The sequence below is a fragment of the Desulfosarcina ovata subsp. ovata genome, assembly GCF_009689005.1.
Lineage (GTDB): Bacteria > Desulfobacterota > Desulfobacteria > Desulfobacterales > Desulfosarcinaceae > Desulfosarcina > Desulfosarcina ovata.
On sequence record NZ_AP021879.1, the window covers coordinates 5,463,234 to 5,480,534 of the forward strand.

16 protein-coding genes are annotated in these 17,301 nt (G+C 62.5%); 13 read left to right on the top strand and 3 right to left on the bottom strand.

The genetic code is table 11. From position 1 onward, the window contains the following. The 3 genes from GN112_RS24025 to GN112_RS24035 form a co-directional block, all read right to left on the bottom strand. Positions 1–678, bottom strand: coding sequence for a hypothetical protein (locus GN112_RS24025; RefSeq protein ID WP_155312511.1), 678 nt, complete (start codon positions 676–678; stop codon positions 1–3). A gap of 6 nt (positions 679–684) precedes the next feature. Beyond that, positions 685–1,386: an HD domain-containing protein gene (locus GN112_RS24030; protein ID WP_155312512.1), complete on the bottom strand. Its 702-nt coding sequence runs from the start codon at positions 1,384–1,386 to the stop codon at positions 685–687. A gap of 118 nt (positions 1,387–1,504) precedes the next feature. Then, the gene (locus GN112_RS24035; RefSeq protein ID WP_231714206.1) at positions 1,505–2,203 is read right to left on the bottom strand and encodes an MBL fold metallo-hydrolase; all 699 of its coding nucleotides are present in this window, start codon (positions 2,201–2,203) and stop codon (positions 1,505–1,507) included. A gap of 324 nt (positions 2,204–2,527) precedes the next feature. On the opposite strand from GN112_RS24035, the gene mraZ reads away from it, so the two are divergent. The 13 genes from mraZ to ftsA are packed head-to-tail and all read left to right on the top strand — an operon-like array spanning position 2,528 to position 17,203. Further along, positions 2,528–2,974: a division/cell wall cluster transcriptional repressor MraZ gene (gene mraZ / locus GN112_RS24040; protein WP_155312513.1), complete on the top strand. Its 447-nt coding sequence runs from the start codon at positions 2,528–2,530 to the stop codon at positions 2,972–2,974. A 3-nt stretch (positions 2,975–2,977) separates the two neighbouring features. Further along, on the top strand, positions 2,978–3,916 hold the full coding sequence (gene rsmH / locus GN112_RS24045) for a 16S rRNA (cytosine(1402)-N(4))-methyltransferase RsmH (protein WP_231717119.1): 939 nt from the start codon (positions 2,978–2,980) through the stop codon (positions 3,914–3,916). After that, positions 3,916–4,275, top strand: coding sequence for an FtsB/FtsL family cell division protein (locus GN112_RS24050; RefSeq protein ID WP_155312514.1), 360 nt, complete (start codon positions 3,916–3,918; stop codon positions 4,273–4,275). Before rsmH ends, GN112_RS24050 begins: the two co-directional genes overlap by 1 nt. Continuing rightward, positions 4,272–6,011 carry a peptidoglycan D,D-transpeptidase FtsI family protein gene (locus GN112_RS24055; RefSeq protein WP_155312515.1) on the top strand — a complete coding sequence of 580 codons (1,740 nt, stop codon included), beginning with the start codon at positions 4,272–4,274 and terminating at the stop codon, positions 6,009–6,011. The genes GN112_RS24050 and GN112_RS24055 overlap by 4 nt, the downstream gene beginning before the upstream one ends. Further along, entirely contained in the window at positions 6,008–7,543 is a 1,536-nt protein-coding gene (locus tag GN112_RS24060; RefSeq protein WP_155312516.1) for a UDP-N-acetylmuramoyl-L-alanyl-D-glutamate--2,6-diaminopimelate ligase, read from the top strand. The genes GN112_RS24055 and GN112_RS24060 overlap by 4 nt, the downstream gene beginning before the upstream one ends. A 4-nt stretch (positions 7,544–7,547) precedes the next feature. Next, complete coding sequence (locus GN112_RS24065; protein ID WP_162459090.1) at positions 7,548–8,963, top strand: UDP-N-acetylmuramoyl-tripeptide--D-alanyl-D-alanine ligase; 1,416 nt, start codon at positions 7,548–7,550, stop codon at positions 8,961–8,963. Positions 8,964–9,012: 49 nt separating this feature from the next. Then, positions 9,013–10,092, top strand: coding sequence for a phospho-N-acetylmuramoyl-pentapeptide-transferase (mraY, locus tag GN112_RS24070; protein ID WP_155312518.1), 1,080 nt, complete (start codon positions 9,013–9,015; stop codon positions 10,090–10,092). 23 nt (positions 10,093–10,115) lie between these two features. Then, on the top strand, positions 10,116–11,477 hold the full coding sequence (gene murD, locus GN112_RS24075; protein WP_231717120.1) for a UDP-N-acetylmuramoyl-L-alanine--D-glutamate ligase: 1,362 nt from the start codon (positions 10,116–10,118) through the stop codon (positions 11,475–11,477). Next, on the top strand, positions 11,474–12,601 hold the full coding sequence (gene ftsW / locus GN112_RS24080; protein WP_155312519.1) for a putative lipid II flippase FtsW: 1,128 nt from the start codon (positions 11,474–11,476) through the stop codon (positions 12,599–12,601). Before murD ends, ftsW begins: the two co-directional genes overlap by 4 nt. Beyond that, complete coding sequence (gene murG / locus GN112_RS24085) at positions 12,588–13,712, top strand: undecaprenyldiphospho-muramoylpentapeptide beta-N-acetylglucosaminyltransferase (RefSeq protein ID WP_155312520.1); 1,125 nt, start codon at positions 12,588–12,590, stop codon at positions 13,710–13,712. Before ftsW ends, murG begins: the two co-directional genes overlap by 14 nt. Continuing rightward, a complete protein-coding gene (gene murC, locus GN112_RS24090) occupies positions 13,703–15,121 on the top strand; it encodes a UDP-N-acetylmuramate--L-alanine ligase (protein ID WP_155312521.1) in 1,419 nt (472 codons plus the stop codon). The genes murG and murC overlap by 10 nt, the downstream gene beginning before the upstream one ends. Next, entirely contained in the window at positions 15,118–15,984 is an 867-nt protein-coding gene (locus GN112_RS24095; RefSeq protein WP_155312522.1) for a cell division protein FtsQ/DivIB, read from the top strand. The genes murC and GN112_RS24095 overlap by 4 nt, the downstream gene beginning before the upstream one ends. Beyond that, positions 15,971–17,203 carry a cell division protein FtsA gene (gene ftsA, locus GN112_RS24100; RefSeq protein ID WP_155312523.1) on the top strand — a complete coding sequence of 411 codons (1,233 nt, stop codon included), beginning with the start codon at positions 15,971–15,973 and terminating at the stop codon, positions 17,201–17,203. The genes GN112_RS24095 and ftsA overlap by 14 nt, the downstream gene beginning before the upstream one ends. Positions 17,204–17,301 lie beyond the last annotated feature (98 nt).

The following is a 17,301-nucleotide window of genomic DNA, read 5'->3' on the forward strand; positions in this document are numbered from 1 at the left end:
TTAAACATTATAGATGGCCTGTACCGCGTCGATGTCGGTTGCCGAGAAATACCTGGCAATGGCGGTATCGTAGGCCGCGGTGTGGTCGAAGGCTTTGCCGGCCAGGCGGTAGCGTTGCGCCAGGGAGAGATGGCCATCGGCAGCGGCCATTTCATCGGCAATGGGGCCATAGTCGTCCGGATCGACCACCGCGGCGACGCGGATGAAGTTTTTGGCCGAGGCCCGGATCATGCAAGGTCCGCCGATATCGATGTTGCCGCGGGCCCCTTCCGGGGTGACGCCGGCCTTGGCGATGGTTTCCCTGAACGGGTAGAGGTTCACCACCACCATGTCGATGGGCACGGCGCCGGTGCGTGCCAGATCCGCCTGGTGGGCATCGTTGTAAGTCTCGGTGAGAAGGCCGAGGTAGATTTTAAAATCCAGTGTTTTGACCAGGCCGCCCTGGGTTTCCGGCTGGCCGGTATAGTCGGAAACCGGGGTCAGGCAACGGCCTGCCCGCTCGCCCAGGATTTCGCTGAGCCGGGCAAAGGTGCCGCCGGTGGAAAAGATCTTCAGTTCGGGATTGATCGACAGCAGGCGGGGAACGAAGACGTCCAGCCCGCTTTTGTCGGAAACACTGATCAGTACGTGCCTGACGCGTACCCGGTCGTCGATTTTCTCTACGATGTTCATTGACATGATGATTTACCTTTCTCCTTCGTATTCTTCCAGAAAGCGGTCGAAAAAAGAGGTCATGAAACGGTGCCGTGCCTCGGCCAGGCGTTTTCCCGTGGGCGTAAGGATCCGCTCCCGGATTTTGGAAAGCTTGACCACATATTCGCGGTACCCGGTGTCGTCGATGGAATAGGCGGTCGTCCGGTCTATCTCCACCTCGGGACTGTGCAGCCGGGCTCCCAGTTCGCCGGCAAACAGAAAGGCCCGTGCCACCCCCACGGCGCCGATGGCATCCAGCTTGTCTGCATCAAAGAGAACTTTGGCCTCCAGGGTCTGCGGCATCTCCCCCCGGCGGAAGCGGTGGGTGGCGATACAGTGGATGATGTTTTCCCGGCAACGGTTGGACAGCGGGTGGCCGGCCAGGATTTCGCGGGCCATGTCCGCCCCGATCTTGGCGTGGCAGAGCTTTCCATTGGCGCGGTCCTGGTGGGCGCGGCCGATGTCGTGCAGGTAGGCGGCCGCTTCGGTCACCAGGGGGTCCGCCCCTTCGGCCCGGCCGATATGCCGGCAAAGCCGGTGTACCCGCAGGGTGTGGTCCCAGTCATGACTGCCCCGGGCCTGTGAGAAATGGACCCGGGCCGTGTCGCGGATGGCGGCCAAAACAGCGGCACCGGTTCCGGTCGGGGGCGCGGCGCTGTGGGAAGCGGGATGTCGGGTATTGGCGTGTGTCATGAACCGAACGTGAGCGTCCACCGGATGCGCGTTTCCGGGACGGAGGCGGCACCGGTTGTGCAGGGTGACGGCCGCAGGCCGGTCATCGGCAGTTTCGGGTGGACCGGGACGGCAGATTTCATTCGAGCGACATGATCCCTTCCCAGCGCTGATATTCGTCGCCGGTGGGCAGCCCCCGGGATTCCAGCAGGGCGATCATTTCAGGGTCATTGAAACGCAGGTAGGGATTGACGGCCATCTCGTCCGCCAGGGTGGAGACCACATGGGTGTTGTCGTAGCGCGCGGCGTAGGCATCGATGGCATGGTTGTGCGGTGTCAGGTGCCGCGCAAAGGCCAGCGATGCAGCCACATAATCGTGGCCGGCATAGATCCGCGTCGTGGCCGGATACGCCATGAGCCGGCGGATGGAATCGTAAAACGCCCTGAGGTCACCCGAGAAGCAGTTGCCCACCGTGCCGTTGAACAGGGTATCACCGGTGACCATGACGCCTCCGGCAACAAAGGTCACCGAATCCATGGTGTGGCCCGGGGTCCGGCGGACCGTGACGGCTCTTCCGTCCAGGTCGATGGTCTCACCATCGGCAAATTGCCGGTGGTCGAGGTAGTCGGCGCCCGATCGTTCAACCAGGCGACGCGTACCCGTCGTGTGATCCCCGTGGTTATGGGTGTTGGTGACCCGCTTCAGAGTGAGATCGTGGGCACGGACATAATCCATGATCGCATCCACGGCACCACCGTCGATGGCCATGGCCTCCCTGTTGCTGCACAGCAGATAGGCCAGATTATCACTGCCATAAAAAAACTGTCGAATCTTCAATGCGCGGTTTCCGTTTGTCGCTCGTCGGTGGAGATCATCGAATTCTTCTTTGATATCGATATATTAAACTTTTCCCTCAGGCAACAAAAAAAGTGCCTGCAGGCCGGCGGGGCGTGTTGCCCCACCATCGGCCACTTGAGTGGGATGACTTCGGTATTATACTCCACTTTTCTCCACCGTCTTCAAGGATCGGTTTGTTTTGGCTTAACTTTCAATAATTATTAGTAAAATTTTGCAACGTAAAACCAATTTTTTCTTGACAGTTAACGAAATTTGTATTTTTATCCAAGTTAAGTGGGATAAAGTGGATAAAAATGGTGAAAAATGTTTCGGGGAAGCTCCTTTCATACCATTGACCCGAAAGGGCGGATTATCATCCCAACACGCTTTCGTGATGTTCTCAAAGCTGGCGGTGACGAACGGGTCATGATCACCTGCATGGACGACTGCCTGTTTGCCTATACGCTCGACGAATGGAGCAAGCTGGAACAGAAAATACTTCATCTTCCCCAAAAAAGCGAGTCCATGCGACGGTTTCAACGAATTTTTATCGGTGGCGCCCACGACTGCAAGTGCGATGGCCAGGGGCGCGTGCTGATTCCCCCGTTTCTGAAGAAATACGCCGGCCTGGAGAAGGAAATTGTCCTGGTGGGCGTGCTGGACCGTTTCGAGATCTGGTCCCAGGATAACTGGGACCGTGAAAATGGACAGATGGCAAAGGACATGGGCGACGATCAGGTGCGACAGGAGATCGCCCAGTTGGGGCTCTAACCCGTGTCCGGCTACCACATCACCGCCATGCTCGACGAGGCGGTGGAGATGCTGGCCCTAAGGCCGGGCCGCATCATCGTCGACGGTACCCTGGGTGGATGCGGGCACGCCCGGCAAATTTGCCGCAGGATCGCTCCCGGCGGCACCCTGATCGGCATCGACCAGGACCGTGATGCCATCGACCGGGCCCGCCGGGTACTGCCGGTCGACGATTTGAAGATCCATATCGTCCACGGTAATTTTGTGGACCTGCCGTTGTTTCTTTCTCAACTGGACATTGCTGCCGTAGACGGCATTCTTATCGACATCGGCCTTTCTCAGCATCAGATCGAGGCCAGCGGTCGGGGCTTCAGCTTCAACCGCGATGAACCCCTGGATATGCGCATGGACATCCGATCCTCGGTAACTGCCGCAGAATTGGTCGCCTCCATGGGTGAACGGGAACTGGCAACCCTGTTCAGCCGTTACGGCGAAGAGCGTTGGGCCATGCGGATTGCCCGGCACCTGGTCGCCCGGCGCAAGACCCAGCCGGTGAAGACCAGTGGCCAGTTGGCCCGGCTGGTTGCGGAAGCGGTGCCCGCCGGTGCGGCGCGGTCCCAGAAGATTCACCCGGCCACGCGGGTGTTCATGGCCTTGCGCATCGCCGTGAACCGTGAACTGGAGGTTTTGGACCGGTTCCTGGAGACGGCTGTCGACCTGCTCAACCCGGGCGGGCGCATGTGCGTGCTGGCGTTCCACTCCCTTGAGGACCGGATCGTCAAACAGCGTTTTCGCGCGCTGGAGAACCCGTGCACCTGTCCGCCGTCGTTTCCCCGTTGCGTGTGCGGCCTTACGCCCACGGTTCGACGGTTGAACCGCAAGGTGCTGCGGCCCACGGACGATGAAGTGCGCAACAATCCCATGGCGCGCAGTACCCGCCTCCGGGCCGTGGAGCGGCTGTGATGCCGGCGGCCCAGGCAGCGGCACCAAACAGCCGCGCAAAACCGTTGGAAAGCGGGCAGGGCAGCGTCCGCAATCGCAAGCTGCGGGCACCCAAGAAGACCCGTGCCGGCTGGTGGCTCGTTTTGATGCTGTTTCTGTTTGTCGAGTCGCTGTTTTATGCCTGGTGCCGGGTTCAGTGTGTCGACACCGGCTTTGCCATCGACCGCCAGACCCGGCGGCACGAGGCGCTGCTCAAAGAGCGCAATACATTGAACATTGAACTGGCCCGGCTGAAATCGCCGGGACGCATAGAAACCATCGCCAGGACCCGCTTGGGCCTGGTCAGACCCGCTGCCCAGCAGACGGTGAGACTGCCATGACACAACCCCCCATCAATACCCGCATGCGCCTGCGGACCGGCATTGTCGGGGCCTTTTTTATGTTGGCCCTGGCCGTGATCACCGCCCAGGCGGTGCGACTGAACGTCTTCCAGGGGGCCTGGCTCTCCGAGCGGGCCGCGCGGGAATACGAGCGTGCCATGGTGGTGCAGGGCAAGCGCGGTGCCATCACCGATCGCAACGGTACTCCCCTGGCGGTGAGTATCGACAGCGCCTCCATTGCGGCCTATCCCCGGCAGATCGAAAACCGCCAGGCGGCTGCCCGGCAACTGGCCCGTGCCCTTGGCCAATCCCGGCAGGAGGTGGCCAAACGCCTGGATCCCAAACGCGGCTTCGTCTGGATCAAGCGTCAGGCGGTTCCCCGTCAGGCCGAAGCGGTCCGGGCGCTGGGGCTCAAGGGAATCGATTTTATCAGCGAGCACAGCCGTTACTACCCCAACAAAACCCTGGCCGCCCAGCTGGTGGGGTTTTCCGGCATCGACAGCCGCGGCCTGGAAGGACTCGAATTTTACTTCGATGGAGATTTAAAGGGCCGCGAAGAGGAGATGACCATTTTCCGGGATGCCCTGGGGCGTCGTTTCGAGGGCGTGGGCCTGCCGGATCAGCTGACCGAGGGCAACAACGTTGTCCTGACCATCGACAGCACCATTCAGCACATCGCCCAGAAGGCCCTGGAGACGTCGGTGACCACGTACAAGGCTGAATCGGGGATGGCGGTCGTCATGGCGCCCGCCACCGGCGAGGTGCTGGCCCTGGCCCATTACCCCTTTTTCAACCCCAACCGGTACGGGGAGTACTGCCGGTCATCGTGGCGCAACCGGGCGGTTACCGATTCTTTCGAACCCGGTTCCACGATGAAGATGTTCAGTGCAGCGGCGGCCATCGACAGCGGCGTCTGTTCGCCATCGACCATCTTTTACTGCGAGAACGGCGAATACCGCGTCGGTCGGAATACGGTTCACGACACCAAGCCGCACGGATGGCTCTCCCTGCAGCAGATTGTCAAGTATTCGAGCAATATCGGGTCGGTGAAAATGGCCGAAAAGTTGGGCCCCCAGCAACTGTACAACTATCTGTACGCCTTCGGCTTCGGCCAGCGATCAGGCATTGCCTGTCCCGGCGAGACCGCCGGCAGCCTGAGCCCGTTCCGATCGTGGTCGGCCATCGATACCGGTGCGATCTCCTTCGGACAGGGGGTGTCGGTTTCGGTCATTCAACTGGCCACCGCCGCCTCGGCCATCGCCAACGGCGGGATGCTGATGAAGCCGCAGCTGGTCAGGTCGGTGACCGACCGCAACGGCCGGACGATCAAACGCTACTCACCCGAACCGGTTCGCCAGGTGATTTCGACCCATACGGCCGCCGAGATGCGCCGGATTCTGAAGACCGCCATCAGTGAGGGGGGTACCGGCGTGAACGCGGCCATTCAGGGGTACTCGGTGTGCGGCAAGACCGGTACGGCGCAGAAGATCGACAGCAGCGGAACCTATGCCAAGGGCCGCTATCTCTCCTCATTCATCGGATTTGCCCCGGCGGATCAGCCGGAGCTGACCATCCTCGTGATTGTGGACGAGCCCACGGTACAGTGTTACGGGGGCATTGTGGCGGCACCGGCGTTCCGCCAGATTGCCCTGGAAACATTGGGCTATCTCAATATCCCGCCGGGACGCGATGCCGACCAGTTGCAGGTGTCCCGCGGAGACAGGCTCAAAGGATGAAACTGGCCAAGCTCACAAACGGACTGACCGTCGTATCGACAACCGGTGCGCCAGCCGGCATCGATCCGGTGGTGACCGCCGTGTGCTACGACTCACGGCAGGTGATCCCGGGTGCGGTGTTCGTGGCCATCGAGGGCTTTTCCGTCGACGGCCACCGTTTTATCCCCGATGCCGTTGCCAGGGGAGCCGTGGCCGTTGTCTGCCGCCAGCCGGTGTCCGTCGATGCGGCGGTGGTCCGGGTGGCCGACCCGCGGGCCGCGTTGGCCCGGCTGGCCTGCCGGTTTTACGGACATCCGGCCAGACAACTGACCCTGGTGGGCGTGACCGGAACCAGTGGCAAAACCACGGTCACCTACCTGTTGGAGCAAATTCTGGCCCAGGCCGGCCGGTCCGTCGGGGTGGTCGGAACCATCAACTACCGGTATGCCGGCAAAGTCTTCGCCAATCCGGTGACCACCCCCGAATCCGCCGATTTGCAGGCGATTTTCCGGCAGATGGTCGATTCCGGGGTGACCCATGCGGTCATGGAGGTCTCCTCGCATGCCCTGGATCTCTCGCGGGTCGACGGCTGCAACTTCGATGTGGCGGTGTTTACCAACCTGAGCCATGACCATCTCGACTACCACGAGACCATGCAGAATTACTGGCAGATCAAGCAGCGTCTGTTTCTGCAGTACCTCAAGCCGGCTGACCGACAGCATCCGGTCCGCTCGGTGGTCAATGCGGACGATGCCCATGGCCGCGAACTGGCCGAACGGCTGGGGACCACCGCCTTTCGTACCTCCACCGGCGATGGGGGCGATATCCGGCCCGTGGCGGTAATTCGCGATCTGGCGGGTATCCGTGGACAGATCTCCACACCGGCCGGGACAATCGATTTCGACTCCCCCCTGGTGGGCGATTTCAACCTCGAGAACATCCTGGCCGCCACCGGCGCGGCCCTGGCATTGGGCATCGATCCCGCATCGATTGCCGCCGGGATCAACACCAATGCCTGTGTGCCCGGGCGCCTGGAGCGGATCACCGAAGGCGGGGAGCGCTTCATTTTCGTGGATTACTCCCACAAGCCCGATGCCCTGGAAAACGCCATCGATGCCTTGAGGCGCCTGACGACGGGCCGCCTGATCACGGTTTTCGGCTGCGGCGGCGACCGCGACCGCACCAAACGGCCGGTCATGGGTGAGATTGCCGCGCAGCGCAGCGACCTGACCGTGATCACATCGGACAACCCCCGTTCGGAAGATCCGCTGGCCATTATCGACGCCATCGAAACCGGGGTGCGCCGGTTTTGCGACCGCCGGCTCAGCGCCGGCACGCTGGCCCGGGCGGAGACCGGGAAGGCCTACCTGGTCGAAGCGGACCGGCGGGCGGCCATTTCCCTGGCCATCGGTGCGGCCCGGGCAGGGGACACGGTCCTGATTGCCGGCAAAGGGCATGAGACCTACCAGATCCTGGCCGGTGAAACCATCCACTTTGACGATCGGGAGGTGGCCCGCGAGGTGTTGGCGGCCACGGCCCGGAGAGGAGCGTAATCCGGTGACGCACCAAAAGTGGACCATTGACGCGATCATGACGGCCACCGGCGGCCGCCTGGTGTGCGGTTCGCCGCAGCAGGATTTTGCCGGGATCGCCATCGATTCGCGAACCATCACAGAAGATCAGCTGTTTGTGGCCATTGCCGGCGACTCCCACGACGGGCACCGGTTCGTGGGCGATGTGCTCGACCGGGGCGTTCGCGGGCTGCTGGTGGCCGAGTCCCAAGCCGATCGCCTGCCCATGGATCGTATGATCAAAGGCCGGATTGCCTGCGTGAGCGTGGCCGACACCACACTGGGCCTGGGGGCCCTGGCCCGTTTCAACCGCCGCCGGATCAATCCCCGGGTGGTGGCCGTGACCGGCTCCAATGGCAAGACTTCCACCCGCATGCTCATGGAGCTGGTGATCGGCCAGTCGTTCGTGACCCTGGCCACCAGCGGCAACCTGAACAACCATATCGGCCTGCCCCTGACCCTTTTCCGGCTGGCCGCGAACCATGAGGCCGCCATACTGGAACTGGGCATGAACCATGTTGGTGAGATCGCCTACCTGGGTGGCATCTGCGAGCCGGACCTGGGGGTGATCACCAATGTGGGCCCGGCCCACCTGGAAGGCCTCGGTAGCATTGACAACGTGGCGCGGGCCAAGGGTGAGCTGCTGGCGACCATCCGCACCGGTGGAACGGCCATCCTGAACGCCGACGATCCGCGGGTGGCCGCCCTGGGCGAGGGGCTGGATCGCGATGTGGTCTATTTCGGCATTGACCGCCGGGCGGCGGTGCGTGCCGAGGACATTCGGATGACCGCTGCCGGCGTAGCCTTTACCCTGGTTACCCCTGCGGGGCGCATCCCCGTCACCCTGGCCACACCGGCCCGGGTGATGGTGGCCAACGCCCTGGCCGCCGCTGCCGCCGGTGACATCCTGGGGGTCCCCCTGGAACGGATCCGGATGGGCCTGGAACGCTTCGTTCCCCAGGTCGGGCGCATGGGTATCCGCAGCCTGGCGCATGACATCCGTGTGGTCGACGATACTTACAACGCCAACCCGGCATCCATGACGGCGGCCATCGCGACCTTGGACCATATGCGGGGCGACCGGCGCACCATCGCCGTCTTGGGGGACATGCTCGAGCTGGGCAGCCAGGCCGAGGAACGCCATCGGCGGATTGGCGAAACGGTGGGGGAGCACCATATCGACTGGCTCTTTGTCACCGGGGATTATGCCGATGCCGTTGCCGAGGGGGCCATTGCCAAAGCGATGCCGGCATCGCGGATTTATCGCGGCAGCAAGGCGGACGTTTCCGGCGCCCTCTGCCGGCAGCTTGCCGATGGCGACCTGATTCTGGTGAAAGGGTCCCGGGGAATGGCCATGGAGACCGTGGTGACGGCCATCTGCCGTCAGGCCCAGGAAGATTGACGATGCCGCTAACGGCGCTAATGATAAAACGACGTATCGAAAGCCAGCGATGATCTACCACCTCTTATATCCGCTGCATACGACCTTTGCAGCTTTCAACGTGTTCCGGTACATCACCTTCCGGACCATCTATGCCGGTCTGACGGCCTTTTTGATCTGCTTTCTGCTGGGTCCCTGGATGATCCGGCGGCTCTCCATGATGCAGGTGGGACAGTACATCCGTGACGATGGCCCCAAGGAACACCTGAAAAAGGCCGGCACCCCGACCATGGGCGGCGTGCTGATCATCTTCGCCGTGGTGGGCTCGAGCCTGTTGTGGGCCAACCTGACCAACCGCTTTGTCTGGATCGCGCTCCTGGCCACGGTGGGTTTCGGGGTGATCGGATTCGTCGACGACTACCTCATGCAGGTCAAAAAGCGCAGCCTGGGGCTGACCGCCCGGCAGAAACTCTTCTGCCAGGTGATGCTGGCCCTGCTGGTGGGACTGCTGGCCTACCTGGTGCCCGATTTTACCACCAAACTGAGCATTCCTTTTTTCAAGCGCCTGACGCCGGATCCGGGATGGGGCTACATCCCCTTTGCCGCCCTGGTGATTGTGGGGGCCTCCAATGCCGTCAACCTGACCGACGGACTGGACGGCCTGGCCATCGGGCCGGTGATCATCGCCGCCGGCACCTATATGATATTTGCCTATGTCGCCGGTCACGCCCGCATCGCCGAGTACCTGCAGATCACCCCGGTGGCCGGCAGCGGTGAAATCACCGTTTACTGTGGTGCCCTGGCCGGTGCCGGGGTGGGATTTTTGTGGTTCAACGCCTATCCGGCCCAGGTGTTCATGGGGGATGTGGGTTCCCTCTCCATGGGGGCCTCGCTGGGAACCGTGGCCGTGATCACGAAACAGGAGATCCTGCTGGTGCTGGTGGGCGGGCTTTTCGTGATTGAAGCCCTCTCGGTGATTTTTCAGGTGGGCTATTTCAAGATGACCAAGGGGCGGCGGATTTTCCGCATGGCGCCCCTGCACCACCATTTCGAACTCAAGGGGTGGCCCGAGCCCAAGGTGATCGTCCGTTTCTGGATCATCGCCATCGCCCTGGCCCTGATTTCCATGAGCACCCTGAAACTGCGCTGACGGCAAGGCAGGGAGAAATCGATTTGGACCTGAACAACAAACGTGTCGTGGTGGTGGGGCTGGGACGCTCGGGCGTGGCCACCGTCCGTTTTCTGGTCCGGCAAGGGGCCCGCGTGACCGTCTCCGACCGTGCGGCGGCGAGCGCCCTCAAGCCTGCCATCGACGCCCTGGCGGGGCTGGATGTGCGGCTGAAGCTGGGCGGCCATGATACCGGTGATTTCGAACATGCCGATCTGGTGGTGCTCAGCCCCGGCGTGCCCCACACCCAGCCGATACTGGAGCCGGCATGGGCCGCCGGTATCCCGGTGATCGGCGAAATGGAACTGGCCGCGGCGCATGTGCAGGCACCGATCATCGCCGTGACCGGCACCAATGGCAAGACCACGACGACCGAACTGGTGGGAAGGATGCTCAAAAACAGCGGCAAACGGGTCTTCGTCGGCGGAAACATCGGTACGCCGCTGATCGCCTATGCCGACGGCGCTTACGGCACGGCGGATGTGATTGTTGCCGAAACGAGCAGTTTCCAGCTGGATACCACCGTCGATTTCAGGCCGGCGACCGCCGTGGTGCTCAACATCACGGACGACCACCTGGATCGGTACGCCGGCTTTTCGGCTTACGCGGCGTCCAAATGGCGCATTTTCGCGAATCAGGATCCCGGGGATCTGGCGGTGTTCAATGCCATGGATGCCACCGTGGCCGGGATGCTGGATCGTGTCGGGCTGCGTGCCCGGCGGCAGCCGTTTTCCGATCAGCCGCTGAACCAGGGGGCCCAGATTACGGGCGATGCGATCGTGATCATGGAGAACGGACGGCGGACGGCAATCTTCTCCCTGGCCAAAAGCGCCCTGATCGGACCGCACAACCGCGAGAACATCGCCGCCGCCTGCCTGGCCGCCCGGGCCCATGGGGCCAGCCGCGAGGGGATCCAGCAGACCATCGACACGTTTGGCGGGCTGGCTCACCGGGTCGAACCGGTGGGCACGGTGCGTGGCGTGCGGTTCGTCAACGACTCCAAGGCCACCAACGTGGACGCGGTCAAACGGGCCCTGGAGTGTTTTGATGTGCCGGTGGTGCTGATTATGGGCGGACAGAACAAGAAAGGGGATTTCAGCCGGCTCAAAGCCCTGGTGCGCCGGCGGGTAAAGACCCTGGTGGTCCTGGGCCAGGCCCGGGACGAGATCGTCACCGCCCTGGCCGGTGATCCCCGGGCGGGCATCATCGAAGTGGCCACCATGGATGAGGCCGTGACCCAGGCGTTTGCCGCCGCCGAGGACGGGGAAGCGGTGCTGCTTTCGCCGGCCTGCGCGAGTTTTGATATGTTTGACAGCTATGCCCATCGGGGCGACTGTTTTCGAAAAGCCGTGGAAAGGTTGCTATGAGCGCTGCCGCCGTACGGAAAAACCAGGTTCAACCGCTGGTCTATGACCTGGGGCTGCTGTTTCCCGTGTTGCTGCTGGTCGGCCTCGGCATTGTCATGGTTTACAGTGCCAGCTCGGCCCTGGCCTTTAAAGACTTTGGCAGCGGATATTTTTTTCTCAAGAAACAGGCGCTCTTCTCACTGATCGGGATCGTTGTGCTGGTGCTGTTCAGCTACGTTCCGTTCCGGATTTACCGGATGCTGACCTATCCCGCGTTGATCATCACGGCGCTGATGCTGGTGGCGGTGGCGTTTTCTTCCATGGGGGTCACCGCCGGCGGGTCGTCCCGCTGGCTGCAACTGGGGCCACTGCGGTTTCAACCCTCGGAGCTGGCCCGGCTGGCCCTGGTCATCTATCTGGCCTACTCCATGAGCAAGAAAGATGACCTGCTGCGTGATTTTTACGTGGGGTTTCTGCCCCATGTGATGGTGCTGGGGCTGTTTGTTCTGCTGCTGGTGGTGCAGCCCGATTTCGGCTCCATGGTGATTTTTGCGCTGCTGACCTGGATTATGCTTTTCGTCGGGGGCTGCCGCATTTCCCATCTGCTGATGGTGGTGCCGGTCCTCGCGCCCATGGCCTGGATTTTCATGACCAGTGCCGACTACCGGGTCCAGCGGCTGCTCAGTTTCCTGGACCCCTGGAAATACCGCACCGAAGGGGGCTACCAGATCGTGCATTCGTTCATGGCCTTCGGAACCGGCGGGATCACCGGGGTGGGGTTGGGCAAGGGGTACCAGAAGCTCTTCTACCTGCCCGAACCGCATACCGACTTCATCTTCTCCGTGATCGGAGAGGAGTTGGGGCTGATCGGCGTATTGGTCGTGATTCTGCTCTACGGCATCATGCTCATGCGCGGCATTCACATTGCTCGGCACGCCCAGGATCGATTCGGTGCCTTTCTGGCCATGGGCATTACGGTGACCCTGGGCCTGCAGGTGTGCATCAACATGGGCGTGGCCCTGGGGCTTCTGCCCACCAAGGGCCTGACCCTGCCGTTTCTGAGTTACGGCGGCACCAGCCTGCTGATCAACATGGCGGCGGTCGGCATCATGATGAATATCGGAGCGCGCGATGCCCGTACCTGACACACAAATGGCCTGGCGGCCCCTGCGGGTGGTGGTGGCCGGTGGCGGCACCGGCGGCCATCTTTTTCCCGGCATTGCCGTGGCCGCTGAATTCGCCGCCCGCAACACCGCCACCCGCATCCTCTTCGTGGGGGCCGGGCGCCCATTGGAAAAAGAGGCTCTGGCGCGGGCCGGTTTTCCCCAGCGGATCATCGCCATCGAAGGCATCAAGGGACGCGGGCTGTGGGCCAAACTCGGCGCGGCCATGAAAATTCCCGGGGCCGTGTGGGCCTCAAGCGGCATCCTGGCCGACGTGCAGGCCGACCTGGTGGTCGGTGTGGGCGGATACGCCGCCGGACCGGTGGCCCTGGCCGCCTGGCTGAAAGGCATCCCCGTGGTCCTGTGTGAGCAGAACACGATCCCCGGCGTCACCAACCGGATCCTGTTTCCCCTGGCCCGGCGGGTCTACGTCAGCTTCGAGGACACCCGCGGACGGATCGCCGCCGCCAAGAAGCGGGTTACCGGCAACCCGGTGCGCCAGCCCATCCTGGATGCGGCCGGGCAAGCCATGGGTGAGAAAGACACGTTCACCGTCTTGGTGGTGGGCGGCAGCCAGGGGGCGCACGCCATCAACCTGGCCGTGACCGAGGCCCTGGGCCATCTGACGGCCGTGCAGAAGATCCGTTTTGTGCACCAGACCGGTGACGCCGACCGGGCCATGGTGGCCGAGGCCTATGCCCGTGCCGGGATTGCGGCCGACGTAAAGGCCTTTTTTCACGACATGGCCACCCGCTATACCGAGGCCGACCTGGTGGTTTGCCGGGCCGGGGCCACCACCGTGGCCGAGCTGGCCGCCCTGGGCAAGGTGGCGCTGTTCGTGCCTTTTCCCTTTGCCGCCGACAACCACCAGGAACACAATGCCCGCTTTCTGGTGGACCAGGGCGCCGCCCAGATGGTGCTGGAGCGGGACCTGAACGGCGCGGATCTGGCGGCCCGGATCGATGCCCTGGCGGATGATCCGGCTGGGCTGGCCGGGATGGCCGGGCGGTCCAGGGCCCTGGGACGGCCGGATGCGGCCCGGGCGATCGTGGATGATTGTTACCAACTGGTTGGAAATCAAATATGTACCTGAAGAAGTACCATATCCATTTTGTCGGCATCGGCGGCATCGGCATGAGCGGCATCGCCGAGTTGCTGCTTAATCTGGGCTACCGGGTTTCCGGTTCCGACCTCAAGGCCTCGGACATCACGGCCAACCTGGCCCAGGCGGGCGGCAGCATTTTTATCGGCCACCGGGCCGGGCAGATTGCCGGCGCTGATGTGGTGGTGGTCTCATCGGCCATCGACGCCACCAACCCCGAGGTGGCGGCAGCCCGCCAGGCGGCCATCCCGGTAATTCCGCGGGCCGAGATGCTGGCCGAGCTGATGCGCCTGAAATACAGCGTGGCCGTCGCCGGTGCCCACGGCAAGACCTCCACGACCTCCCTGGTGGCCAATGTGCTGGCCGGCGGCGGTTTGGACCCGACGGTGGTGATCGGGGGCAAGCTGAAGAGCATCGGCCGCAACGCCGTTTTGGGGCAGGGCGATTTCATCGTGGCCGAGGCCGACGAGAGTGACGGCTCGTTCCTCAAGTTTTCGCCGGCCATTGCCGTGGTCACCAACATCGACCGGGAACACATGGATTTCTACAAGGATCTGGATGCCATCAAACAGGTGTTTCTCGATTTCATCGATCGCATCCCCTTTTACGGTCTGGCGGTGCTCTGCCTGGACAACGAGCCGCTCCAGGGGCTTTTGCCGCGCATCGAGAAACGCATGGTCACCTACGGGCGCAGCACCCAGGCGGACCTGCAGGCCCGTGACATCCATTTCAGCGAAATGAAGAGCCGGTTTAGCGTGTTTCAGCGCGGAGAGAACCTGGGAGAATTTCACCTGGCCATGCCGGGCATGCACAACGTGTATAACGCCCTGGCGGCCATTGCCGTGGGTCTGGAACTGGATATCCCCCTGGCTTCCATCAAACGTGCCCTGGCCGGTGCCGAGGGCGTGCAGCGGCGCCTGGAGATCAAGGGCGAGACGGCTACCCGCATCCGGGTGGTGGACGATTACGGCCACCACCCCACGGAGATCCAGGTAACCCTTGAGGCGGTCAAGGCCAACTGGCCGGACCGGCGCAAGGTGGTGGTTTTTCAGCCCCACCGCTATTCACGGACCCAGGCGTTGATGGAGGAGTTCGGCCGTTCGTTCAACAACAGCGATCTCTTGGTGGTGCTGCCCATTTACGCGGCCAGCGAGAAGCCGATTGCCGGGGTCAGCAGCCAGGTGCTGGCCGACTGCATCCGGGCCCATGGCCACCGTAACGTGACCTGCCTGGACAGTCTGGAAGGGTGTGTCGACCATCTGGTAAAGATCCTCGCCGATAAGGACCTGTTGTTGACCCTGGGTGCCGGGGACGTCTACCGGGTGGGCGAAAGGGTCCTTGAAAAACTGTCCGAAGCAAAATCGTCAACCATTGCCAGAAAACAGGTGCCTGATCGTTGAAGCCGACCCGCAAAAATCGATTCCGCAAAGATAAGACAACGCGCCGGGCAACGCTTCGCCGGCGGATCCGGTCGGCGGCCCGGGCAGTCCTGGTCGGCCTGGTGCTGGTGGCAACCAGCGCGGCGTTTATTCTGGCATACGACTACTTTACCCAGAGCCGCCATTTCATGGTCCGTAAGATCGAGGTGGACGGGCAGCGGCGGCTGGACCGTCAACACATTCTGGCGGTGGCCGGTATCGGGCCGGGGACCAATATTCTGGCCCTGAACCTGACCGTGGCGCGCAAGCAGTTGCTGGCCGATCCATGGATCGCTGAGGCGGCGATCAGCCGTGATATCCCGTCCGGCCTGCACGTCAGCGTCCGGGAAGAGGACCCCCTGGCCCTGCTGGAGATGCCCGACAAAGAGGGGTTTATGCTCAACACCGCAGGCCGCATATTCAAACGGGAAACGCATTCGGACACCGGACCCTGGCCGCGGGTGCAGGGGCTGGATCACAGGGATCTGCCGGTTCCCGGCCGGCCGGTCACCCACGCGTTCCAGACGGTGATGGATCTGTTGACCCTGGCCCGCGAAAAAAACAGCACGCTGCCCCTGGTGCAGATCCGTCGCATCCACATGGATCGACAGATCGGGGCCACGGTATTCGTCGGTGATGCCGGGCAGGCCATCAAGCTCGGATTCGGCCACTTTCGGGAGAAGTGCGCGGCCTTGGGGGCACTGCACCGCCGGATGCATGCCGACAGCCGTCTGGCCAACTGCCAGACCATTGACCTGTTTGACATCAATCGCATCGTGATCACGATGGCGCCGGCCGCTTCATCCGATTCGGCGTCCGAGGAGGTGAAAGTTGCAGGGACCTAGAGAAGGAAACATTATCGTCGGCCTGGATATCGGCACCACCAAAATCTGTGCGGTGGTGGGCGAAGTGGTGGGCCGGGATATCCATATTATCGGCATCGGCACGCATCCATCCATCGGATTGCGCAAAGGGGTGGTGGTCAATATCGAATCCACGGTGGAGTCGATCAAAAAGGCCGTGGAAGAAGCCGAGCTGATGGCCGGCTGTGAAATTTCGTCGGTCTATGCCGGGATTGCCGGCGGACACATTACCGGCTTCAACAGCCGTGGGATCGTGGCCATCAAGGGCCCGGAGATTACCCCCCAGGACGTGGAACGGGTCATCGATGCGGCCCGCGCCGTGGCCATTCCCATGGACCGGGAAGTGATTCACGTCCTGCCCCAGGAGTATATTGTCGACGATCAGGTGGGGATCCAGAACCCGGTGGGCATGGCCGGTGTCCGCCTGGAGGCCAAGATCCATATCGTCACCGGGGCGGTGACCTCGGCCCACAATATCGTCAAATGCGCCAACCGGGCCGGCCTGGACGTGTGTGACATCGTTCTGGAAAGCCTGGCCTCGGGGGAAGCGGTGCTGACTGCGGAAGAGAAACAGTTGGGCACCGGCCTTATCGATCTGGGGGGCGGAACCAGTGACCTAGCGATTTTTTCGGGCAAGAATATCCGGCACACCTTCGTGCTGGCCCTAGGGGGCGACAACCTGACCAACGATATCGCCATCGGGCTCCGTGCACCGATCAACGATGCCGAGCAGATCAAACGCAAATACGGCACCTGCGACCATGCCGCGATCAGCTCGGACGACACCATCGAGGTGCCGGGCATGGGTGGCCGACAGGCGCGCAAGCTGCCGCGCCAGATCCTGGGCGAGATTCTGGAGCCACGTATGGAGGAGATTTTTACCCTGCTGCAGCGGGAGATCTACCGCGCCGGCATGGAAAACATGATCGCCTCGGGCATGGTGCTGACCGGGGGAACCTCGCTTCTGGACGGCACCGCCGATATCGCCGAGGGGGTCTTCGGCGTCCCGACCCGTCTGGGGCGACCCCAGGGAATCAGCGGCCTCACCGATGTGGTGAACAATCCCATGTACGCCACCGGCGTGGGGCTGGTTATTTACGGCGCCAGAAAAGAGCCGGAGAAGAAGTTCCGCATTCGCGACCGAAACATTTTCAACAGCCTCATCGCGCGAATGAAAAAATGGTTTAAGGAGGTCATCTGATCATGGGCAGATCCGGTGGCCCGACATCGTTCACCGGCGACGGTGACAACACTCACGCCGACGGCGTACAGGCAGACGCCGTTATGGGCAACAATGCA

What these genes read in the sequence shown, in the direction of transcription:
- GN112_RS24050 (WP_155312514.1), top strand. Translation starts at nt 3,916, where the DNA reads ATGCCGGCGGCCCAGGCAGCGGCACCAAACAGCCGCGCAAAACCGTTG.
- GN112_RS24025 (WP_155312511.1), bottom strand. Translation starts at nt 678, where the DNA reads ATGTCAATGAACATCGTAGAGAAAATCGACGACCGGGTACGCGTCAGG.
- murG (WP_155312520.1), top strand. Translation starts at nt 12,588, where the DNA reads ATGCCCGTACCTGACACACAAATGGCCTGGCGGCCCCTGCGGGTGGTG.
- GN112_RS24055 (WP_155312515.1), top strand. Translation starts at nt 4,272, where the DNA reads ATGACACAACCCCCCATCAATACCCGCATGCGCCTGCGGACCGGCATT.
- ftsW (WP_155312519.1), top strand. Translation starts at nt 11,474, where the DNA reads ATGAGCGCTGCCGCCGTACGGAAAAACCAGGTTCAACCGCTGGTCTAT.
- mraY (WP_155312518.1), top strand. Translation starts at nt 9,013, where the DNA reads ATGATCTACCACCTCTTATATCCGCTGCATACGACCTTTGCAGCTTTC.
- mraZ (WP_155312513.1), top strand. Translation starts at nt 2,528, where the DNA reads ATGTTTCGGGGAAGCTCCTTTCATACCATTGACCCGAAAGGGCGGATT.
- murC (WP_155312521.1), top strand. Translation starts at nt 13,703, where the DNA reads ATGTACCTGAAGAAGTACCATATCCATTTTGTCGGCATCGGCGGCATC.
- GN112_RS24060 (WP_155312516.1), top strand. Translation starts at nt 6,008, where the DNA reads ATGAAACTGGCCAAGCTCACAAACGGACTGACCGTCGTATCGACAACC.
- GN112_RS24030 (WP_155312512.1), bottom strand. Translation starts at nt 1,386, where the DNA reads ATGACACACGCCAATACCCGACATCCCGCTTCCCACAGCGCCGCGCCC.